This window comes from Brachybacterium sp. AOP3-A1-3 (genome assembly GCF_052378285.1).
Taxonomy (GTDB): Bacteria; Actinomycetota; Actinomycetes; order Actinomycetales; family Dermabacteraceae; genus Brachybacterium.
The window spans coordinates 158745-178727 of the sequence record NZ_JBQSXM010000006.1; the positions used below are offsets into that span (position 1 = coordinate 158745).

The following is a 19983-nucleotide window of genomic DNA, read 5'->3' on the forward strand; positions in this document are numbered from 1 at the left end:
GCGCCGTTCCGCGCGGCGCGGCGGGTGCCATGATGGAACGATCGCACGCCCTGACCCGCCGACGAGGAGCCCCGATGACGACCTCTGCGCACCGCGAGAGCCCCTGGACCGGGCGGCACGACGGCGCTGGCCCCGAGCATGCCCGCTGGCACCAGACGGTGCAGGTCGTGGCGCCGGGAGCGGCCGACGCGGATCCCGCGGCGCCGCACGTCGCACTGCTCGGATTCCGCTCCGACGAGGGGGTGCGCCGCAACCGCGGACGGGTCGGAGCCGCCGACGGCCCCGCGGCCCTGCGCGGGGCGCTCGCCCCGCTCGCCCTGCACGGCCCGCTCGCCCGCGGCGAGGTCGCGCTGCATGATCTGGGCGATGCGGAGACCGTCGGCGAGGACCTCGAGGGCGGCCAGGCCGCGGCCGCCGCGCTCACCGCGCACGCCCTGGATCGCGCAGGATCCCGCCTCGCCGTGGTGCTGGGCGGCGGGCACGGGACCGCCTGGTCCTCGTACAGCGGGCTGATGCGCTCCGGGCTCGGGCCGCGCGCCGGACAGCGCTGGGGCGTGCTGAACCTCGACGCCCACTTCGACCTGCGCGAGGAGCCCCGCCCCACCTCCGGCACCCCCTTCGCGCAGATGGCCGCCGCCGAGCGCGCCGCCGGCCGCGACCTGCGCTACGCCGTGCTCGGGATCGCCGAGCCGTCCAACACCGGTGCCCTGTTCGCCACGGCGCGCGAGCTGGGCGTGCAGTGGTGGACCGACGAGCAGTGCCTCGCCGCGGGGACCGACGGGATCCGCGAGTTCGTCGCGGACTTCGCCGCTGACCTGGACGTGCTGTACCTGACGATCGATCTGGACGTGCTCCCGGCGGCCACCGCCCCCGGAGTCTCGGCGCCGGCCGCCTACGGGGTGCCGCTGCCGCTGATCGCGGCGGCCGTGCAGGCTGCGGCCGGCAGCGGGAAGCTCGCCCTGCTCGACGTGGTGGAGCTGAACCCCGCGCTGGACGTGGACGGTCGCACCGCACGCGCCGCGGCCCGGCTCATCGACGGCGCCGTGCGCACCGTCGTCGACGCGGGGGCCTGAGCGGTCACGCCGTGGTGCGGAGCCATTCCTCGAGGTCCATGTCGTCGACCTCCGCGTCAGCGGGGATCAGCCCGCCGCCGGCGATGGCCGAGCCCAGGTACGGGAGCTCGGCGACCAGGCGAGGGGACCTGCCGTCGATGCTTCCGCGACGCGCCAGGATGCGCCGCACGAGCTGCGCTGAGGTGAGCTCCTTGGGGCCGCGCAGCGCGAAGGCGCGGTCGGCGGAGTCCTCGTCGGACTCGACCTCGCGGGCGATCCGTGCCGCGAGCCTCTCGGCGGCGACGGGGGCCATGCGCATGGTCGGCAGCAGAGCGACGGGGCCGAGGCTCGCCTGGGACAGCAGCAGGCCCGCGATCTCGAACCACTGCGTCGAGCGCACGAGCGTGACCGGGAGGGCCGCGTCCAGATAGGTGGCCTCCTGCGCGGCCTTGCCCCGGTAGTAGGCGAAGTAGCGGTGCACCTCAGGATCTGCGGCGCCGGCGATGGAGACGCACAGGACGCGACGCGCTCCACCCTGCTCCGCGGCGCGGGAGATGTTCCCGGCGGCCCGCGTATGGGTCTCGACGGCGCGCCGGGCGCTGAGCGATGGCGTGCTGATCGCATCGATCACGAGCTCGGTGCCCTGCAGGGCCTCCGTGAGGCCGTCGCCGGTCACGGCGTCGACCCCGGTGCGTCGGCCGAGGGCGCGCACGGTGTGTCCCGCGGCCTCGAGATGGGTGACGAGATGGTGGCCGAGGGTTCCGGCCGCTCCGAGCACGGCGATGTCCATGGTCGTCACTGTAGACGCACGAAGGAGCGCAGCTCCGGGTCGTGGTCGTGGGCCTCGATGAATCCGAGCGACTCGTAGAAGGCGCGCTGGCCGGGCTCGGCATCGGTGAGCAGCACCTGCTGGCGCACCGACTCGAAGGGAGCGAACGCGGCGTCGACCAGGCGCCGGCCGATCCCGGACCGGTGGGCGTCGGGCCGCACGAGCACGTCCTGCAGGTAGGCGATGGTGGCGCCGTCGCCGACCACCCGGGCCAGGCCCAGCAGTCGGCCGTCACGGCGTGCCGTGACCACCTGGGCGCTCCCGGCGAGCGCGCGCAGCAGCGTCGAGGGGTCCTCGGTGTACGCGCTCCAGCCCACTGCGTCGTAGAGGTCCAGGACCTCCTGCAGCGCCGGGACCTCCGTGCCGACGACGAGCTCCCCGGCGGGTGGGGCCGACGGCGGTTCCGTCGGCTGCCATCGCGAGTCGACCAGCTGGAACAGGCGGCAGTCCGCCCACTCCCCGCCGAGCCGCAGGTAGGAGGGCGCCAGACCGTATTCGGCGAAGCCGCAGTGCTCGAGCACGCGCGCCGAGGCATCGTTGCCGACCTTCACCTCCGCCTGGATCCGATGTAGGCCGAGACCGCCGAAGGCCACGGCGATCGCGCTGCGCACCGCTGCCGTGGCGATGCCCCGCCCGCTGACGGCGTCGTCGACCCAGTAGCCCAGCGACGCCGAGTCGAACGCGCCACGGATGATGCCCGAGAGGTTGAGCCGGCCGACGATCCGCGTCACCCCCTTGTCCTCGAGCCGGATGGCGAGCGGCAGGCTGCGGCCGACCTCGCGGTCGGCGAGGGCGTGGGCGATGGTGGTGCGCTGCCCGGCCTCGGTGAACCAGCTCTCCGACCGGGCGGGGGCGCCGACCATCAGCTGGTCGCGGTTGCGGGTCTCGAGCTCCACGAGCGCCGGGGCGTCATCGGCCGTGAGGAGGGTCAGCGTGACCTGATGGGTCAGGACGGGAGCTCGCGGCGCGGGCTGGGGCTGTCGCGGCGCGGACTGGGAGTGTCGCGGCTCGGGCCGAGGAGGCTGCGGCGCGGGGTTGTCGGACATGCCGCCCAGTATCCGGCACGAGCCCCGCACCTGCGGTGACCTACCATCTGCCCCGTCCTCAGTACCCGGTGCCGCCGTCGATCGCCTCGCGCAGCAGGTCGAGATGGCCCAGGTGGCGGGCGTACTCCTCGATCAGATGAGTGAGGATCCACCGCAGGTTCACCTGCTCACCGTGGCGCAGCCCGAGCACGGGGCCGTCGAGGTCGCTCCAGCTCGCCTGGGCGGCGCGGGTGGCCACGAGCTCCGCGCAGTAGGCCTCGACATCGACGAGCGCGGTCGCGGGGTCGACGTCGTCGAAGTCCCCGTCGGGATTGTCATCGGTGCAGTGCGGGTCGGGCTGCTCGTCGTCGAGCAGCACCTCGCGCAGCCAATAGGCCTCGACGTCGGTGAGGTGGCGGACGATCCCGATCGGGCTCAGGACCGACGGCGGCACGGAGCGACGCGCCAGCTGCTCCGCGTCGAGTCCGTCGATCTTCCGCAGCAGGGTCCCGCGGTAGAACTCGACCCAGCCCTCGAGGGACTCGCGCTCCCCGGCCATCGGCGGCGGGTCGACGCGGGTGTCGACCGCGGGAGTGGCTGAAGGCGTGGTGGACGGGGCAGAGGACGGTTCAGGTGTGCTCATGGGTGCACACTTCCACGGCACCGGACTGACCACGAGCGATTTTGGGGGCCGGGAGATCCGCACCCGCCCCCTGGACGAGGAGGACGCAGTTCCCCATGTGGTGCCGTGAGTCGGTATCGCCCGCCCATTCCGACGCACCAGGCCACATGGATGCGGGAGGAGCTGCGTGCGGGGGCAGCATGCGGTGGTCAGCGTGCGGGGCAGCATGCGGTGGTCAGCGTGCGGGGGCAGCCCGCGGTGAGCTGTGTGCCCGGGCAGCATGCGGTGGTCAGCGTGCGGGGCAGCATGCGGTGAGGTGCGTGCAAGGGCAGCATGCGGTGAGGTGCGTGCAAGGGCAGCATGCGGTGAGCTACGTGCGGGTGCAGCGCCTGCGGTGTCAGCCCAGCAGGGTCTGGGCCAGCGTCACGGCGGCCACTCCGCCCAGCAGCACCGAGAACAGCAGCGTGAGCGTCGAGGGGCGCGCCTTCGTGGACAGCGGTCCGCCGAGGATGCCGCCCACCGCGGAGCCGGCGGCGAAGATCAGCGTGATCGTCCAGTCCACGTGCACGTCGGTGCCCAGGCGCGCCAGCAGGCTGGTGGCGGTCGCGATCACCATGACCAGCAGGCTCGTCCCCGAGGCGCGACGCATCGCCAGGCCCAGGGCGATCACCAGCATCGGCACGACGATGAAGCCTCCGCCCACGCCGAAGAACCCGGTGAGGAAGCCGGTGAGGGTCGCTGCGGCGATGACGAGCGGCAGGCGCGGGGACGCCGACGCGGCCGGGGTCGTGGGCAGCTCGGGCTCGCCATGGTGGCGCTGGATCCCGTCGGCCGATTCGACGGTGTCAGGGCCCGGCTGATCCAGCACCGGGTCGTCGTGCACGGCGACCGGTTCCTCGGCCTCGAGCTCCGCGGGGGTGCCGTGCGCGATCGCCTCGGCCCGTTCGTCCCGGCGGGTGCGCAGGGCCCGGCGCAGCATCGCGATCGCCACCCCCACGAGCATCACGCCGAACAGGGTGAGCAGCACGGGCGCCGGCACCAGGGCGCTCAGGCGCGAGCCGACGAAGGCACCGACCACCGAGACGCCCGCGAAGACCAGGCCGTCCTTCCACTCCACGTTCCCGTGCCGGGCGTGGTGCGGGAGGCTGACCAGGGCGGTGATCAGCACGATGATCAGGCTCGATGCCGTCGCGGAATGCGTGGGCATGCCGAGCAGGAACACGAGCACGGGGACCGCGAGGATGCCGCCGCCCGCTCCGAGGGCTCCGACCACGATCCCGACTCCGAGGCCGACGCCGATCGCGAGCAGGGCGAGCTCCATGGAGGGACTCCTCAGGGTGCGGGGCCGAGGAGTCGTAGGCCCCGGCGACGATCAGATCGCCTCTACCGTACGTGCCGGTCGCCGGCCGTCAGCCCTCCTCGTGGCGAAGGAAACTCCCCGAATCCTGCCCACGTAGGATCGAAGGCCCCGCTTCCCAGGAGTCGACATGGTCCCCGCTGCGCCCGATCACCCCACGGCCCTGCTGGATCCGGCATCGCCCGCGATGGGGCAGCGGCTGGTCGAGGCGTGGCGCACCGGCGCGCTGATCATGCCGCTGGGCGCGGACTCCTCCCCCGTGCACCTGCCCGGCCTGCACCGCTCAGTCATCCCTGCCTCGCTGTCCGGCACCGCCCGCGCCTCCCTCGCAGGGGTGGGCGAGCGCTTCGCCGCCTGGCGTGTGACGCCTCAGGAGAACGCCCCGCTCATCGTGCGGATCCCGCACGTTCCGCCGGATGAGCTGCACCAGGACCTCTCCCAGGAGATCGCGGCGCTGACCCTGATCCCCACCGGGGTGGGGCCCGCACCGATCGCCGTCCACGACGATCCCGTGACCAGCCCGATCGGGCACGCCTATGTCGTCGCGTCCGACGTGCCCGGCACCGCGGCGGCCCCCGAAGCCTGGACCGACCAGGGCCTGGCCGCGCACGCGCGGGTGCTCGCCCGCCTCCACGGCGTCCCCGCCCCGGGCCGTGGCCCGGTGGTGCTCGGCGCGGACCCGTGGGCGGCGGTGCCTCGCGGCGTCCCGTCCCTGCTCAACGAGGTGGAGGAGGAGGTCGCGGCCTGGCGTGGCGCGCATGGTCCCGTGATCGAAGAGCACGCCCTGGAGCCCTTCCTCGAGGCAGCGCTCGCGCGGGTCGCGGCGGTCGAGGGGGAGATCGCCGGGCTGGACGGCTTCGTGCTGTCCCACGGCGACCTGTGCGCCACGAACATCCTGTGGGAGCACGCCTCGGCGGCTCCTCACCGTGCCGACAGGGCCGTCGGGTCAGACGGATTCGCCTGGTCAGACGGAGCCGCCGGGGCAGACGGGTCCGACGGGTCCGACGGGCCCGACGACGCCCCGGTGGTGCGATACATCGACTTCGAGTGGGCGCAGGGCGACGACCCTGCCCGCGACCTCGCGATCATCGGCGGCGCTGTGCACGGCGGGCCCTGGTACGTCCCCCTGGTCGAGGAGCAGATCACCACCTTCGTCGACGCCTACGTGCAGGCACGCGGGGAGAACGGCGAGCTGCCCGCCTCGGTCGCCGACACCGCCTCGCTCCGCGACCGGATGCGGGCGTGGACCGCGTACGAGCGCACCGCGATGCTCGTCCACGTCGCCTCGCGCGCCTCCACCCGGTCCTCGCACCGTCGGGTGCTCCCGATCCTGCGCGGCACCCTCGCCCGGGAGCTCGGGCTCCCCGACTGACCTCCGGGGCCGGGCGGACGGACAGACGGACAGACGGGCAGACGGACAGACGGACAGACGGGCAGACGGGCAGACGGGCAGACGGGCAGACGGGCGCATCCTGCGTGCTGTGCCACGCTCAGGCCGGGCACGGTTGCCCTCCGGGGCGATCTGCGTACGGTGGGGCCATGAGCGACTTCGTGAAGAACGGTCCGAACGCCCCCAAGGGGTACTTCGCCGCGGAGGCCGCCGGCCTCGAGTGGCTGGCAGAGCCGACGGCGGTGCCGGTGGTCCCGGTGCTCGAGGTGGGCAAGGGCGAGCTGCGTCTGGAGCGGCTCGAGGAGATCGCCCCGTCGGCCGACGCCGCCCGCGCCTTCGGCGCGCAGCTGGCCCGCCTGCACGACGCCGGGGCGCCCGGCTTCGGCTGGACCCCGGGTGAGGGCGCCTGGTTCGGCCCTCTCGAGAGCCCCTTCGACGTCCCGGCCGTCGAGCACGAGGACTTCCCCGACTTCTGGGCCGACGACCGTCTGCGCCCCCTGGCCGATCGCATCACCCGCACCCTCGGCGCCGACGGGCACGACACCGTCGACGAGGCGATCGACGTGATCGCCGACGGCGCCTTCGACGGCATCAGCGGCCAGGGCACCGAGAAGCCCTCGCGGGTCCACGGCGACCTGTGGTCGGGGAACCTGATGTGGACCGCGGAGGGCGTCACCCTCATCGACCCGTCGGCCCATGGCGGCCACCGCCTCGAGGACCTCGCGATGCTGTCCCTGTTCGACGCGCCCTTCCTCGACGAGATCTTCGAGGGCTACGAGAGCGAGCACCCGATGCCGGGTGACTGGCAGCAGGACCTGCCCGCCCACCTGTTCTTCGGCCTGCTCGCGCACGTGCACCTGTTCGGCGAGGCCTATGTCGACCAGGCCATCGCCACCGCCGAGTCGATCATCGCCCGGGCGGACGCGCTGGGGGTCTGACCCCCGCAGACTCCCCACCACGCCCCCGGGCACCGACCGGCCACCCGCGCCGAAGCTCGCGCGACGGGCGCAGGACGAGCGCCGGAGGAGTTCAGGACGCCTCCGGAGGCCCTGCACGACGCGATTGTGCGCTGTGCTTCCACGGAGGGAAGTGCAGCGCACAATCGCGTTCTGGAGGGATGGTGGGGACTGGAAGGTCACGGTGCCGACCGGGGTCGGGCGTCCGGCGTCAGGCCGTGACCAGAGCGAGGGTCCGCGGAAGGGGTCGTGCCCGGGTCCCGGTCAGTGGTCGTGGTCTTCGTGCTCCGCGTCGCCCTCGTGCTCCTCGTGGCCGCCGGCGTCACTCGCCTCCGACTCGTCGTGGTCGTCGTGCTCACTCGCCTCGGCATCGTCGTGCTCGTCGGCGCCCGGCGCGATCTCGTACTCGCCCGACGCGGTCCCGGTGGTCACCTGGATCTCGTGCGGCACCACGGGCAGGTCCAGCTCGCGGTAGATCTCGCCGCTGGCGACGTCGACCATCGTGAGCTTCTGCGCCGCGGGGTCGACGACGAAGGCGGTGCCGTCGGCCACGGACATCATGGGGCCGGCCTCCTGCCAGTTGTCCGGCTCGGTCCACTCCCCCGTCACGGGAACCTCGTGGAGCATCTCACCGGTCTCGGGGTCCAGGATGTTCAGCTCGCCGTCGGCGGTGAGCACCAGGGCCTCACCGTTCGGACCGCGGTCCAGGGAGCGGAACCAGTACTCCGAGCCCAGGTCCACGATCTGCTGCGTGTCGTCGAGGGTGTCGATCAGGGCGATCTCGGTGGGGTGCTCGACGCCACCTTCGGGATCGGCCTCGACCTTGTGATCGGCCAGGACGATCGGTGAGTCCTCGTGACCCTTCTGGTTGCCGGAGCGCTGGTAGTCGCCGTCGATCGCGACCTTGTGGAACCCGCCGTCGCGGTAGATCACGGAGCCGTTCTCGCAGCCCAGGCTGATCACGTCGCCGGACTCCGTGGGCTTCGCAGCGGCCTCGCCGTGCACGCCGGGGCAGTCGTCCGTCTCGGCGGTGACGTTCCCGTCGGCGTCGAGCGCCTGCACGGTGTGGCGCTCGTCCTCGGTGCCCTGGGTGACGAGGAGGCCCCCGTCGGACAGGGGCACCGCGACGCCGTGATGGGGCGCCTCGGTGCTGGTCTCGTCGAGGATCCCCAGGTCGCCGTCGACCATCGCGGTGGGGTCGATCAGGGTGATGTCGCCGGTTCCGTCGGCGAACAGGGCGGTGCGGTCCCCGTGGGGGACGACGTGGCCGGGCATCGGCGCCGGGACGGACAGATCGGTGAGGGCGGGGTCCTGCACGTAGTAGTGGAAATGGTCGCCGTGGCCCTGGGCGAGCAGGCCGGTGTCGTACATCGTGATCTCGTCGGAAGCGCTCACGGCGACGTGGCGGCCGTCGCCGGCCGGGTTCAGCCGCACATAGCCGGCGACCTCGGAGCTGCCGACGGTGCTGCCGTCGGAAGAGTCCAGCGTGGTCACGCCGCCCTCGTGGGCGAGCACGATGCGCGGCGAGAGAGCGGCCACCTCGGTGCGATCCGTCGCTGGGGGCGCTTCTCCGCCGGCCGTACCGCCGTCGGACGATCCGCCGTCGGACGACTCGCCGTCAGACGATCCGCCGTCGGACGATCTGCCGTCGGACCCGCCTGAGCCGCCTCCGGCCGGACCGCCGCAGGCGGAGAGAGCGAGCACGCCGACGCCGAGGAGCGCGACAGCACGTCGCTTCATGACAATGGTTCTCATCTGAATCATGAGCAGAACAGTAGCAGTTCCTGAGAACTGTTCTCAGCAAGGAGTTGGTGTCCCGGGTCACATCCCGCAGGTATCCTGACGAGGCGACGGGGGTCGCCGACCAGGGGAACCGCACGACACGCTCAGGGGGAGCCGACATGGGACGACGTGATGCGCCGACGACGGCGGGACGACCCGCTGCGCGCAGCGATCGACGATGCCGGCGACGAGACCGCGCGCGGCGCCTGCGTCTGGCGGCGATCGCCGCCACGGTCCTCTCGCTGACCAGCTGCTATCTGCTCGATCCGGATCTGCTGGCCGAGGGCACGGACACGGTGACGATCGAGGTCGGCGAGACGGCCCAGGTGGCTCTCGGCGAGTGGTCGCCGGGCGTGGGCGACGACTGGGGTGCGGTCCCCGTGACGGACGACAGCGCCGGGGAGCACGGCGCCGTGGACGACGGCGTCGTCGTGGCCGACGTGGTCATGAACAGCGAGGTGTTCGGCGTGCGAGAAAGGCGGGACGGGCCAGAGGCCGGCGGCAGCTTCCCCTATGCGGTCGAGCTCACCGGCGTCGCCCCGGGCACCTCGACGGTGCGGCTCGTCTACTGCTACCGCACCGCGATCGCCGAGGACTGCGACCAGGGGCCCCGCGACATCGATCCGATCGAGATCACCGTGACGGTCAGCTGAAGCGGCCGCTGACGCCGCCCAATCCCTCACACCGACTCAGCTCCACCGAGGAAGCCCGCGCCCACAGCCTCACGGCGAACGCGACTGTGCGCTGCGCTTCCGACATCGGAAGCACAGCGCACAGTCGCGTCACATGCCGGGCGGACCCGGCCGACTCAGTCCAGGGCCGGACCAGATCAGGGCCGGCTCAGTTCAGGGCTGGCTCAGATCACGCCGAAGGCGATCATGGCGTCGGCGACCTTGCGGAAGCCGGCCACGTTCGCGCCCACCACGTAGTCGCCGGGGCGGCCCAGCTCGTCGGCCGTCTCCAGGCAGGTGGTGTGGATGTTCTTCATGATCTCGGTGAGGCGCTTCTCGGTGTGCTCGAAGCTCCACGCATCGCGGCTCGCGTTCTGCTGCATCTCCAGAGCGGAGGTCGCGACGCCGCCGGCGTTCGCGGCCTTGCCCGGACCGAAGGCCACGTCGGCGTCACGGAGCACGCCCACGGCGTCGGGGGTGCAGGGCATGTTCGCGCCCTCGGACACGGCGAGCACGCCGTTCTTGACCAGGGTGCGAGCGGCTTCGACGTCGAGCTCGTTCTGGGTGGCGCTGGGCAGAGCGATGTCCACCGGGACATCCCAGACGCTGCCGCCGGCGACGAACCGCGCGCCGTTGCCGCGACGCTCCGCGTACTCGGTGATGCGGCCCCGCTCGACCTCCTTGATCTGCTGGAGGAGCTTGAAGTCGATGCCGTGCTCGTCGACCACATAGCCGGAGGAGTCCGAGGCCGTGACCGGGATGCCGCCGAGCTGATGCGCCTTCTCGATCGCGTAGATCGCGACGTTGCCGGAGCCGGAGACGGCGACGCGGCGACCCTCGAAGGACTTGCCGCGAGCCTTGAGCATCTCGTCGGCGAAGATGGCCGCGCCGTACCCGGTGGCCTCCTTGCGCACGAGCGAGCCGCCCCAGTCCAGGCCCTTGCCGGTGAGCACGCCGGCCTCGTAGCGGTTGGTCAGGCGCTTGTACTGGCCGAAGAGGTAGCCGATCTCGCGGGCACCCACACCGATGTCACCGGCGGGGACGTCGGTGTACTCGCCCATGTGGCGGTGCAGCTCGGTCATGAAGGACTGGCAGAAGCGCATGACCTCGCCGTCGCTGCGGCCGTGCGGATCGAAGTCGGAACCGCCCTTGCCGCCGCCGATGGGCAGGCCGGTCAGGGAGTTCTTGAAGATCTGCTCGAAGCCGAGGAACTTCACGATGCCCAGGTTCACGCTGGGGTGGAAGCGCAGGCCGCCCTTGTACGGGCCGAGCGCGGAGTTGTACTCGACGCGGAAGCCGCGGTTGATCTGCACGACGTTCTGGTCGTCGACCCACGGGACGCGGAAGATGATCTGACGCTCCGGCTCGCACAGGCGCATGAGGATGCCCTGATCGTTGTACTCCGGGTGACGGCCCTGGATGTACTCGAGCGACTCGAAGACCTCGCGCACTGCCTGGTGGAACTCGGGTTCACCGGGGTTGCGGTGCAGCACCTGGTCATACGTGTTCTGGAGCATCGAATCGATCATCGCGGTCCTTTCAGGGTCTCCTGGAGGGGAGAGTCTGCGGTGACAGCGGGCACGGGGGCCCACGGCGACCTACGGTCAGAGCCGTTCCAGAGTACGTAGTCATCCCAGATGTTGGAACACCGCGTCCGAGCAGTGGGCCTCCACCCGGCGCAGTTCTGGTCAGAATCAGCAGAAGTCCCTGCTCGGCCCGGATTTCTGCCGGTCGGGCGCCTCCGCGGTGCAGCGAGGCGAGGATCACTGTCGACAGCACATGACCCCACTACGTACGATCGTACGCATGCCTTCTCCCCTCCCCGAGGTGCGCCGAGCCCGTGGCGCCGTCGCCGCGATGTTCCTGACCAACGGCGCCCTGCTCGCGAACCTCCTGCCCCGCTATCCCGAGATCAAGGGGGAGCTGGGGCTGGCGAACTCCACCTACGGCCTGGTGCTCGCCGCGTTCCCCGCCGGCGCCATCCTCGCCGGGCTGGGAGCCGGTGCGCTGATCCGCCGCTTCGGCTCCGCGCCGCTGGCGGTGGCCGGCACGATCCTCACGGCACTGGGCCTGTTCGCCGCGTCCTGGGCGCCCGTCGCCGGCGTCCTGGCGCTCGCGCTCCTCGTCGCCGGTGCGTGCGACGCGATCACCGATGTCGCCCAGAACGCGCACGGCCTGCGCGTGCAGCGCCGCTACGGACGCTCGATCATCAACTCCTTCCACGCTGTGTGGTCCATCGGGGCGGTGCTCGGCGGCTCGATGGCCGCCCTCGCGATCGCGCTGGACGTGCCGCTGCGCGTGCATCTGAGCGTCTCCGGCGCCCTGTTCGCCGTGATCTCCCTGGTGGCGCTCCGATTCGCCCTCCCGGGAAAGGACCCGGAAAGCCCCACCGGTGGGGCCGACGAGGGCACCGCGGCGGTGGACACCACGGAGGCGGCAGCCGCGGCCGGCACGACGGGCGCTCCCCCGCCGGCCGCCCTGCGCCCGACCCGAGGACGCACCGCGCTGCTGCTGGGAGCCCTCGTCGTGATCGCCATCGGCGGCACGCTCGTCGAGGACGCCGGGAACTCCTGGGCGACCCTCTACCTCGCCCGCGACCTCGGCGCCCCTGCGGCGATCGCCGCCACCGGGTACATCGCCCTGGTGGGTGCGCAGTTCGTGGGGCGCCTGGCCGGCGACTCCCTGGTGGACCGCTTCGGGCAGCGCGCCGTGGCCCGCGCCGGCGGCCTGGTCATCGCCGTGGGCATGGCCACCGCGCTGGCATTCCCGACCGTGCCCGGCACGATCGTCGGCTTCGCCCTGGCGGGCCTGGGCAGCGCGACCCTCGTACCCGCCGCGATGCAGGAGGCCGACGACCTGCCCGGGCTGCGCCACGGCACCGGTCTCACGGTCGTGTCCTGGCTGATGCGGCTGGGGTTCCTCGCCTCACCTCCGCTGGTGGGCCTGGTGGCCGACACCGCCGGGCTCCGCTACGGCCTGCTCGTGGTCCCGATCGCCGGAGCGCTGGTGATCGCGCTGGCCGGTGTGCTCAGCGGCCGACGCGCGCCACGGGCCACGGGGCCCGAGAACGCCTCCGCGGGGCTCTGACCAGCTCTACTCTGCTCGATCCTTCGCAACGCACGCCCGCGTCCCCCTCAGCGCGGCCGAGCCATCCGGTCCATCCCGACGATCAGTCTGGTCGGGCCAGGCGCCCCAGCGCGCCCCGGATCAGCGCAGCGGCCGAGGGATCGGTGTGCAGCGCGCGATGCAGGGCGAGGCCCTCGTTCAGGGCGTCCAGCATGACCGCGGTGTCGGCGTCGACGAAGGGGGCCAGCGTGGCCCGGGTGCGCGCCATCCAGCCGCTGGTGATGTCCCGGAACTCCGGCCTACGGGCCGCCAGGGTGTAGAGCTCCTGGCTGATGACCAGGTCGCGCTGCGTCACGAAGACGTCCTCGCCGATGTTCGCGGCGAAGGCGTCGAGCGCCTCGTCGAGAGTCGTGGCCGACGCCATCCGGCGCTCCACCAGGGCCGCGCCCCGGTCCGCATAGCGGAGGAAGGCCTCACGCAGCAGATCGTCCATCCCGTCGAAGTGATAGGTCATCGACCCCAGCGGGACGTCCGCGGCCGCCGCGACCCGGCGGTGCGACGTGCCGGCGACGCCGTGCTCCGCGATCACGTCGAGGCAGGCATCGATGATGCGGTCGCGGCGCTGCGGGTCGTGGCGGCGGGTACGGGCGGAGTCGGGCACAGACCCGACCCTAGCGGGGCCGGGCGGATCGGTGGCAGTCGCTCGCGGGACCCGGCTCGGGCCCGCTCTCACAGCCGACGGATCGAGGTCACTCGGCATGACCGTCGATGATCGTCCGGTCACCGACGGGCTGCTCGGTCTCGACGAGAGTCGTGTACTCGAGCAGAGGGGCGTCACATCCCCCGATGTGACGTGGGAGGCCACCGGTGGAGACCGAGATCGTGATCGAGCTGGCCGTCTCCTCGACGTCGACGTCATGGCCGTAGCAGTCGTCGACGCCGCCCAGGAAGGTCACACGGATGTGGGTGTCGTCGACGATCTCGGTGCTCTCCCAGGCGGTGGGCAGAGCGTCCACCAGGTCGGATTGCGGCAGCTGGTCCCCCGCGTCGCTGTAGCTGGTGGTCGCCGAGCAGCCGGCGAGGAGGAGCAGGGCGGCTCCCAGTGCGGTCAGCCGCGACCTGGTGTGCAGCAGCCTGCTCATATCCGACCGTCCTCGTGGGCGATGTGCAGTGCGGGGGTGACGCGGCAGATGGCCTTCATCGTCGGAGCCGTCACTCGTCGGACGTCGTGGTGGTGTCGAACGGCAACGAACCATCGTCGGGCACAGGAGCGCCCGAGCACGACGACGCGGTCAGAGCCACCATGGCACCGAGAACCACGACGCGTGCACGACAGGTGTTCATGGCACCCAGTATGTCGGGCGTGAGGGCCCCCGTCCCTTGATACGTTGACGCGATGGATTTCACCGAGTGGGACACACGCGTGAGCGCCTATGCCGTGATCACCGATGGCCACGGACACATCCTGCTGACCTGGTTCAACGGCTCCACTCCGTGGTGGACGCTCCCGGGTGGCGGGGTCGAGTTCGAGGAGTCCCTCGACGCGGCTGTGGTGCGCGAGGTCTTCGAGGAGACCGGGTTCCATGTGGCCGTCGGACGCCCCCTGTTCAGCAGCACCTCGACGGCCGACGCGGGCACCAGCTCACCGCGGCCGTTCAAAGCCGTGCGCGTCATCTTCGAGGCCACCATCATCGGCGGAGAGCTCGGAACCACCGAGATCGGCGGGACGACGGACGAAGCACGCTGGATGCCGCTGGCAGGGCTCCCGGACCACGAGCCCCGAGCGGGCATCGTCGACCAGGCCTACGAGAGCCTCCAGAACGCGACCGACGGATGAGACCTATCGGGACAGCGTCCTCTCGGCGGCGAAGGCCGGGAACAGCGGTGCGGGAGGGTCGGTGGCATCCGGCCACCGGGCGATCATCGCGTCCTGCAGGGCGCTGAGCCAGTCACGGAAGGCAGCCAGCCCGTCGGCCCGCTCCGCGAGCTGCAGGAAGGTCCGGATCTGCTGCACCGTCTGCCCGCGGCGGCGCCAGCTGTCCTGCGGCGCCTGGTCCGGCCGGGAGACCAGGCGCAACCGGCTGATCCGTCCGATCAGGACGATGGCCGCCCCGTCCGCGAGCACCTGGTCGAAGAGGTCGAGCACCTGGTGCGCGCCGCCGTCGGCGAGGGCTGTGCGGTAGGCCGCATCGACGGACTCGATGACGCCGCCTGGCAGCAGCCCCCACGGAGTGCTGTGGTGCGGGAACGGGTAGTACAGGAAGCAGGCGTCGATCCCGAGGTGCCCGAAGCCGCTTCCCTCGAAGTCGACCAGGCGGGCTCCGTCGTCGGTGAGCAGCACGTTCGTCGGATTCAGGTCCCGATGGGTGAGCGCGGAGGAGGGGCCGGGGCGGGTGGATCGTGCCAGGAGGCGCGTCACGTCGTCGCGCGCCCTCCTCGCGGGCGGAAGACCGAGCTCGGTGCACGCCTGCTCGATCTCGTCCCAGTGCTCCCTGCCGAATGCGTACATCTGGCCGGTCTCCACATCTGCGGAGAAGGCGGCGAGGTGTTTCTGGTGCTCAGCGCGCCGGTCGATCGTGCTGGCGTGCAATCGCCCGACGGCAGCGGCCATCTCGACCATGCCCCGGGCGGCAGCTTCCGGATCCGCACCGAGCAGGATGTCCTGCAGGGTGGGCCAGTCGCCCAGGTCGGTCTGGAGCATCACGCCCGCGTCGTCGTCGACATGGATCGTCCGGGCGGTGACCCCGCTGGGCGCGGCAGTTCGCAGTGCCGCGGCCTCGCGGCGCAGGAACGCCGGGCCACCATGCCCCTCCCCTTCGACCCGGCGGGTCTTGGCCACGACCGTCGCACCGATCCCGGGAACGTCCCGATCCAGGCCCAAGCGGGTGACGGGCGCCCAGTCGTGGCCGACATGCTGCTCGGAGGTCAGTCTCACGGGGCGATCGGCGAGCTGGGACAGCGCAGAGCAGATCTGGTCGCGCCGTGCGGCGGTCAGCGGGTAGGCGGGCATGAGCCTCAGAGTAAGCGGGCTGCCGGGGCGCGGCATCACCGCACCCCGGCGACGCGCCCCGGCACCGCGCCCCGGCTCCGCGCCTCAGGCGGCCGGCGGGGTCTCCCCCACGCCGAACTCGCGGATCTGCACCCACTGACCGGTGGGGTTCTTCCCGGTCACGCGGAGGCGGCAGAAGCGGGCGTCGAACGGCTCGTCCAGCGACGCCGTGGCCACGGCGGAGCCGTCGGTCGTGCCGATCTCGGTCCACGCCTCCCCGTCGGCCGAGAGCTCGAGGACGCCCTGGTAGACCTGGTCACCGGGGGTCGAGTCGCTCTTGGCCATCTGGACCTGCACGTAGCGGATCGGGTGGCTCTCCTCGAGCTCGACCTGCACCACGTCGTCGACCTTCGGGGCCTTGCTGGACCAGAACATGGTCGCGAGGTCCCCGTCGACGATCCGCTCGATCGCGTAGTCCTTGTAGGTGCCCAGCGTGGTCGTCGCGGTGCCCGGCAGGCCGCGGAAGGGCAGGGACGGGTCCTCCGGCAGCACGTCGCGCAGCTCTTCCCAGGCGCGGGCGATGAAGCCCTCGAACACGCCGTCGCCCACGCTCGGGACGATCTGGTTCTCCTTGTAGACCCCGTCCCCGCGCTGGTCGGGGACCGTGGCCGCGCCGGCGGCGGCGACGTGCTCCGCCACCCCGGCCGCTGCGGCGGAGGCGTCCTCGAGCCGGTCCTCGGTGATCGCGAGGAGCATCTCGTGCTGGGCGAGCAGCGCCTCGGCCCAGTGGCCGGCGGCGACCATCCACGGCCGCGTGTCCTCGTAGAACCCGGCCGACGCCATGGACTCGAGGCTCGTGGCGAGCTCGGTGATGGCGGTCAGCCGGCCCTCGAGAGTCTTGCCCTCGGCGTCCCCGGACTCATAGGCGGCCCAGAACTCCTCGATGTCCGCGGAGAGCGCCGGCGCCGTCGGGGATCCGCTCCGGTAGGGCCAGTTCTGGTTGAGGTCGGCGAACACTCGCAGGTCCTCACGGACGGACGCGGCCGGGCCGGCGAGCTCGTCGACCGCCGCCTCCCAGGAGTCCTCGGCGTCATAGGCGGGCGGGTTCCAGCAGTAGTCGGCGTAGTTCGCGAGCGAGATCAGCGAGGCGTAGGGCTCGATCATCGGGTTCGCCGTGAATCCGGCGAGATGCTTGTGCAGGGTCGGCGCACGCCCTTCGAGCGGGTTGAGGAAGAGCCGGTCGCGTCGGCCGTCGTTGACGGGGAAGTTGTCCCAGATGTACAGGTGCTCGGTGTGGTACGACGCCACCGCCGTGACCACGGACTTCTCGGTGATCGATGGGGAGAAGACCCCTTCGCCGGTCCACTGGATGCGGATCTCCGGGTGGGCGCCCTCCCCGAAGTCCGTCTTGTACTCGCTGGACCCGGAGCCCGAGTAGTGGGTGGGGACCGTCTGCAGCGGGGCGAGGTCGTGGGCCTCGACGTAGTCCGTCTGCACGCGGTTGAGGTAGTGGACCTGCGCCTCGGCGAGGGAGCTGAACTGTGCGGCGTCCTCCTCGCCGAGCTCGGTGGGGATGTCGTCCAGTGCGATGTAGAAGCTGGTCACGCCCAGCTCCCGCAGCTGCTCGAACTTCGTGACCGTCGCCTCGAAGTCCTCGTCGCTGCCGTAGACGATGTCGTTGCCGGGGGACAGGGCGAAGGTGAAGCTCACGTGGTGCGCGTTCGCGGTCTCGACCAGCTCGGCGAGGTTCTCGAGCTCGTCACCCGCGTAGAGCTCGCGCCACTTCGAGCGCAGCAGCAGGTCGTCCTTGGGCGTGTAGATGTAGGTGTTCAGCTTGTGGTCGCCGTAGAAGGCGAAGTGGTCCAGGCGTGCCTGGTGGGACCACGGGATCCCGTAGAAGCCCTCGATCGCGCCGCGGATCTCCATGAGCGGTTCGTCGCGCACCTGCACGGCGGGGAACCGCGTGCTCCCGGCGAGCAGCTGGCGCAGGGTCTGCACGGCGTAGAACGTGCCGCGGGCGTCGTGCCCAGCGACCCCCATCACGGCGCCGTGGTCGCGGGCGGCGGCGAGCACGTACCCGTCGGCCGCGAGGTCCTCGGGACCCTCGACGCCGACGGTCTCCAGCGCGGCGGCGAGCGTCGGACTGTCCTCGGGGGTGCCCAGATGGATGCGGGTCCCGCTCGCGGGGGCCTCGCCGCCGACCTGCACCTCGGGAGTGCAGCCGACGCTCTCGAGCAGCTCGGTCAGCGCCTTCTGGGCCACGGGGTCCGTGTCCTCGCCGACGAGGACGGTCGCCGAGCGACCCAGCACCACCTCGCGAGCGGAGGCCTCGAGCCCCTGGGGCGCGGGCCGCACGGTCGGGGTGCGTCCGGAGCCTCCGCCGTCGGCGAGCGCGCCGGTCGCCGGGAGAGCCAGGGCGCCGCCGGCGGCCAGGCCGAGTCCGAGCGCCGTCCGCCGGGAGAGCGCAGCCAGCCCGCGCCGGTCGGAGCCGGGAGTGGCGTTCGAGGTCGAGGTCGAGCGTGCCGGGGTCGAGGGAGTCGCGGATGCCGAGGTAGGGGTGGATCGATTCACAATGGTCGCCTTCCGGGTCCGCGCCGAGAGGCGCGGGAGGGGGTGGGGACATGGGAGGGGGCGCATCACGCTCTGTGATGCGCCCCACAGGATCGCCTCCAACGTACCAGGACGGTCGACGTCAGACGGCCCCTTCGGCAACCTCGACCCCGTCGGCCCCCTCCGGACTCTCGGGCTGGAAGATCTCCTCGATCGGCGCCCCGAAGAGGGCGGAGATCCGGAAGGCCAGCGGGAGGGACGGGTCGTACTTGTCGTTCTCCAGAGCGATGACCGTCTGCCGGGAAACTCCGAGTGCCTTGCCGAGCTCGGCCTGCGACCAGCGCAGCTCCGTGCGACGGGCTCTGATCTCGTTGCGCATGACTGCCCCTCTCAGCGGTAGCGGACGGCGGAGACGATGGTGCCCACGATCCACGAGACCATGAGGATCGTGAAGGCGAAGATCCAGTTGACCTCCGGCAGCACCGAGAACTGCAGCACGCCGACCGCGAGGATCAGCGGCGTCGCGATGAGGAAGGCCAGCAGGATCGCCTCGGCGATCTTGCGACGTTCGAACTCATCGCCGCTGCGGTACATCTCGATGTTCGCCCAGGCGATGAAGCCGATGCCGGGAAGGATCAGGAGCACCGGGAGCCAGGCGAGGACACCGGAGGTGCTGACGACATCGGCGAGCAGGAGGCCCAGGACGTAGAGCGCGATGCCGATCACGAAGCGGACGACGAAGGCGCGGTTGGCGCGGGTGCGGGGTGTGGTGGTCATGATGACTCCTTCGAGAGATACGGGCGAGGGCCGCGGGACAGCGGCAGGTCAGAGCAGGGCGAGCGCGAGGGTGGGCAGGCCCAGGAACAGCAGGTCCAGGCCCCAGTGCGCGAGCACAAGCGGGAGGAGGCGACGGAACCAGAGCCAGAGCCCGCCCAGGATCAGCCCGGCGAAGAACGTGGTGAGGACCTTCGAGGCGACCTCCGGACCGGAGGTGAGGGCGAAGCCCACGTGCTGGAGGCCGAAGACGGCGGCGACCGCGATGAGGGCGCCGATGCGACCGATCCGCTGCTGCAGCCTGGGCTGGGCGTATCCGCGGTAGACCGCCTCCTCGGACAGCGCGATGGTCAGCGGCGCGATGAGGACGGCCACGAGACCAACCCACAGCGGCACTGCAGGCGCGGCGCCGGTCGGCACGGGCGGGGCACCGCCGTAGACGATCAGGTTCGCCGCGACGTTCGAGGCGAGGAAGCCGACGACGAGGATCAGCAGGAGCAGGGCACCCCAGGCCAGATCCAGCCAGCGCAGAGGGCGGAAGAGGTCCCACAGCCGGCGGCCCTCGGCGCGCATCGCGAGGGCCACGAGCCCGAGAGCGACGACGTCGACGACCACGACGAGCGCGTTGGCATAGACGAGGGACGTGTTCGCGGCCAGCAGGCCAATGCCGAGCAGGAGGATCAGCAGCGGGCGGGCGGCGAGGACGCCGAGGAGGCGCGGGAGCGGTGTCGTCGGGGCGACGGGATCTGCGCCGACAGTGTCATGACCAGCGGTGACGGGAGAGGCTGCGGAGTGGATGGCCGGGGTGGGTACCGATGTGCTCATACCAAGAATGTAAGGCCTCCTTGACATGCGAGTCAAGGGTCCTTGACCACAAATGTCAAAGTCGCTTGACAGTGCAGGTCAGGCGCACACCCACG

At 71.7% G+C, this 19983-nt stretch carries 19 protein-coding genes; 6 read left to right on the top strand and 13 right to left on the bottom strand.

The features are described 5' to 3' along the window. Positions 1 to 74: 74 nt before the first annotated feature. Entirely contained in the window at positions 75 to 1073 is a 999-nt protein-coding gene (hutG, locus tag ACT3T5_RS10695) for a formimidoylglutamase (RefSeq protein WP_444594303.1), read from the top strand. Positions 1074 to 1077: 4 nt separating this feature from the next. On the opposite strand, the gene ACT3T5_RS10700 is transcribed toward hutG, so the two are convergent. From ACT3T5_RS10700 to ACT3T5_RS10715, 4 genes are all read right to left on the bottom strand, one after another. Then, on the bottom strand, positions 1078 to 1842 hold the full coding sequence (locus ACT3T5_RS10700; RefSeq protein ID WP_444594304.1) for an SDR family oxidoreductase: 765 nt from the start codon (positions 1840 to 1842) through the stop codon (positions 1078 to 1080). A 5-nt stretch (positions 1843 to 1847) separates the two neighbouring features. After that, the gene (locus tag ACT3T5_RS10705) at positions 1848 to 2927 is read right to left on the bottom strand and encodes a GNAT family N-acetyltransferase (RefSeq protein WP_444594305.1); all 1080 of its coding nucleotides are present in this window, start codon (positions 2925 to 2927) and stop codon (positions 1848 to 1850) included. A gap of 58 nt (positions 2928 to 2985) precedes the next feature. Then, the gene (locus ACT3T5_RS10710; RefSeq protein ID WP_443426426.1) at positions 2986 to 3549 is read right to left on the bottom strand and encodes a DinB family protein; all 564 of its coding nucleotides are present in this window, start codon (positions 3547 to 3549) and stop codon (positions 2986 to 2988) included. A 376-nt stretch (positions 3550 to 3925) separates the two neighbouring features. Then, positions 3926 to 4849, bottom strand: a complete 924-nt coding sequence (locus tag ACT3T5_RS10715; RefSeq protein ID WP_444594306.1) for a sulfite exporter TauE/SafE family protein — start codon at positions 4847 to 4849, stop codon at positions 3926 to 3928. Between the two features lie 166 nt (positions 4850 to 5015). On the opposite strand from ACT3T5_RS10715, the gene ACT3T5_RS10720 reads away from it, so the two are divergent. Together ACT3T5_RS10720 and ACT3T5_RS10725 are read left to right on the top strand one after the other, a co-directional pair. Further along, a complete protein-coding gene (locus ACT3T5_RS10720) occupies positions 5016 to 6257 on the top strand; it encodes an aminoglycoside phosphotransferase family protein (RefSeq protein ID WP_444594307.1) in 1242 nt (413 codons plus the stop codon). Positions 6258 to 6424: 167 nt separating this feature from the next. Further along, the gene (locus ACT3T5_RS10725) at positions 6425 to 7213 is read left to right on the top strand and encodes a fructosamine kinase family protein (RefSeq protein WP_444577171.1); all 789 of its coding nucleotides are present in this window, start codon (positions 6425 to 6427) and stop codon (positions 7211 to 7213) included. A 282-nt stretch (positions 7214 to 7495) separates the two neighbouring features. On the opposite strand, the gene ACT3T5_RS10730 is transcribed toward ACT3T5_RS10725, so the two are convergent. After that, positions 7496 to 8971, bottom strand: coding sequence for a hypothetical protein (locus tag ACT3T5_RS10730; RefSeq protein WP_444594308.1), 1476 nt, complete (start codon positions 8969 to 8971; stop codon positions 7496 to 7498). Positions 8972 to 9132: 161 nt separating this feature from the next. Between ACT3T5_RS10730 and ACT3T5_RS10735 the strand changes: the two genes are divergently transcribed. After that, the gene (locus ACT3T5_RS10735; RefSeq protein WP_444594309.1) at positions 9133 to 9666 is read left to right on the top strand and encodes a hypothetical protein; all 534 of its coding nucleotides are present in this window, start codon (positions 9133 to 9135) and stop codon (positions 9664 to 9666) included. Between the two features lie 203 nt (positions 9667 to 9869). On the opposite strand, the gene gdhA is transcribed toward ACT3T5_RS10735, so the two are convergent. Beyond that, entirely contained in the window at positions 9870 to 11213 is a 1344-nt protein-coding gene (gene gdhA, locus ACT3T5_RS10740) for an NADP-specific glutamate dehydrogenase (protein WP_444594310.1), read from the bottom strand. A gap of 277 nt (positions 11214 to 11490) precedes the next feature. Between gdhA and ACT3T5_RS10745 the strand changes: the two genes are divergently transcribed. Beyond that, positions 11491 to 12771: an MFS transporter gene (locus tag ACT3T5_RS10745; RefSeq protein WP_444594311.1), complete on the top strand. Its 1281-nt coding sequence runs from the start codon at positions 11491 to 11493 to the stop codon at positions 12769 to 12771. Between the two features lie 82 nt (positions 12772 to 12853). Here ACT3T5_RS10745 and ACT3T5_RS10750 read toward each other — a convergent pair whose 3' ends face one another. Continuing rightward, positions 12854 to 13411, bottom strand: a complete 558-nt coding sequence (locus tag ACT3T5_RS10750; RefSeq protein ID WP_444594312.1) for a TetR/AcrR family transcriptional regulator — start codon at positions 13409 to 13411, stop codon at positions 12854 to 12856. Between the two features lie 88 nt (positions 13412 to 13499). Next, on the bottom strand, positions 13500 to 13892 hold the full coding sequence (locus ACT3T5_RS10755; protein ID WP_444577165.1) for a hypothetical protein: 393 nt from the start codon (positions 13890 to 13892) through the stop codon (positions 13500 to 13502). 254 nt (positions 13893 to 14146) lie between these two features. Between ACT3T5_RS10755 and ACT3T5_RS10760 the strand changes: the two genes are divergently transcribed. Continuing rightward, positions 14147 to 14587 (top strand): NUDIX hydrolase, encoded by a 441-nt coding sequence (locus tag ACT3T5_RS10760; RefSeq protein ID WP_444577164.1) that lies wholly within the window; start codon positions 14147 to 14149, stop codon positions 14585 to 14587. 3 nt (positions 14588 to 14590) lie between these two features. Here ACT3T5_RS10760 and ACT3T5_RS10765 read toward each other — a convergent pair whose 3' ends face one another. From ACT3T5_RS10765 to ACT3T5_RS10785, 5 genes are all read right to left on the bottom strand, one after another. Next, positions 14591 to 15760 carry a phosphotransferase family protein gene (locus tag ACT3T5_RS10765; protein ID WP_444577163.1) on the bottom strand — a complete coding sequence of 390 codons (1170 nt, stop codon included), beginning with the start codon at positions 15758 to 15760 and terminating at the stop codon, positions 14591 to 14593. A gap of 84 nt (positions 15761 to 15844) precedes the next feature. Then, positions 15845 to 18310: a beta-N-acetylglucosaminidase domain-containing protein gene (locus tag ACT3T5_RS10770; protein ID WP_444594313.1), complete on the bottom strand. Its 2466-nt coding sequence runs from the start codon at positions 18308 to 18310 to the stop codon at positions 15845 to 15847. Positions 18311 to 18431: 121 nt separating this feature from the next. Beyond that, on the bottom strand, positions 18432 to 18668 hold the full coding sequence (locus ACT3T5_RS10775) for a helix-turn-helix transcriptional regulator (protein WP_444594314.1): 237 nt from the start codon (positions 18666 to 18668) through the stop codon (positions 18432 to 18434). Positions 18669 to 18679: 11 nt separating this feature from the next. Beyond that, entirely contained in the window at positions 18680 to 19066 is a 387-nt protein-coding gene (locus tag ACT3T5_RS10780) for a hypothetical protein (RefSeq protein WP_444594315.1), read from the bottom strand. A gap of 48 nt (positions 19067 to 19114) precedes the next feature. Then, entirely contained in the window at positions 19115 to 19888 is a 774-nt protein-coding gene (locus ACT3T5_RS10785; RefSeq protein WP_444594316.1) for a CPBP family intramembrane glutamic endopeptidase, read from the bottom strand. Positions 19889 to 19983 lie beyond the last annotated feature (95 nt).

What these genes read in the sequence shown, in the direction of transcription:
- ACT3T5_RS10710 (WP_443426426.1), bottom strand. Translation starts at nt 3,549, where the DNA reads ATGAGCACACCTGAACCGTCCTCTGCCCCGTCCACCACGCCTTCAGCC.
- ACT3T5_RS10775 (WP_444594314.1), bottom strand. Translation starts at nt 18,668, where the DNA reads ATGCGCAACGAGATCAGAGCCCGTCGCACGGAGCTGCGCTGGTCGCAG.
- ACT3T5_RS10700 (WP_444594304.1), bottom strand. Translation starts at nt 1,842, where the DNA reads ATGGACATCGCCGTGCTCGGAGCGGCCGGAACCCTCGGCCACCATCTC.
- ACT3T5_RS10705 (WP_444594305.1), bottom strand. Translation starts at nt 2,927, where the DNA reads ATGTCCGACAACCCCGCGCCGCAGCCTCCTCGGCCCGAGCCGCGACAC.
- ACT3T5_RS10745 (WP_444594311.1), top strand. Translation starts at nt 11,491, where the DNA reads ATGCCTTCTCCCCTCCCCGAGGTGCGCCGAGCCCGTGGCGCCGTCGCC.
- ACT3T5_RS10780 (WP_444594315.1), bottom strand. Translation starts at nt 19,066, where the DNA reads ATGACCACCACACCCCGCACCCGCGCCAACCGCGCCTTCGTCGTCCGC.
- ACT3T5_RS10755 (WP_444577165.1), bottom strand. Translation starts at nt 13,892, where the DNA reads ATGAGCAGGCTGCTGCACACCAGGTCGCGGCTGACCGCACTGGGAGCC.
- ACT3T5_RS10725 (WP_444577171.1), top strand. Translation starts at nt 6,425, where the DNA reads ATGAGCGACTTCGTGAAGAACGGTCCGAACGCCCCCAAGGGGTACTTC.
- ACT3T5_RS10730 (WP_444594308.1), bottom strand. Translation starts at nt 8,971, where the DNA reads ATGAAGCGACGTGCTGTCGCGCTCCTCGGCGTCGGCGTGCTCGCTCTC.
- ACT3T5_RS10785 (WP_444594316.1), bottom strand. Translation starts at nt 19,888, where the DNA reads ATGAGCACATCGGTACCCACCCCGGCCATCCACTCCGCAGCCTCTCCC.
- ACT3T5_RS10720 (WP_444594307.1), top strand. Translation starts at nt 5,016, where the DNA reads ATGGTCCCCGCTGCGCCCGATCACCCCACGGCCCTGCTGGATCCGGCA.
- ACT3T5_RS10765 (WP_444577163.1), bottom strand. Translation starts at nt 15,760, where the DNA reads ATGCCCGCCTACCCGCTGACCGCCGCACGGCGCGACCAGATCTGCTCT.
- hutG (WP_444594303.1), top strand. Translation starts at nt 75, where the DNA reads ATGACGACCTCTGCGCACCGCGAGAGCCCCTGGACCGGGCGGCACGAC.
- ACT3T5_RS10715 (WP_444594306.1), bottom strand. Translation starts at nt 4,849, where the DNA reads ATGGAGCTCGCCCTGCTCGCGATCGGCGTCGGCCTCGGAGTCGGGATC.
- ACT3T5_RS10735 (WP_444594309.1), top strand. Translation starts at nt 9,133, where the DNA reads ATGGGACGACGTGATGCGCCGACGACGGCGGGACGACCCGCTGCGCGC.
- ACT3T5_RS10760 (WP_444577164.1), top strand. Translation starts at nt 14,147, where the DNA reads ATGGATTTCACCGAGTGGGACACACGCGTGAGCGCCTATGCCGTGATC.
- gdhA (WP_444594310.1), bottom strand. Translation starts at nt 11,213, where the DNA reads ATGATCGATTCGATGCTCCAGAACACGTATGACCAGGTGCTGCACCGC.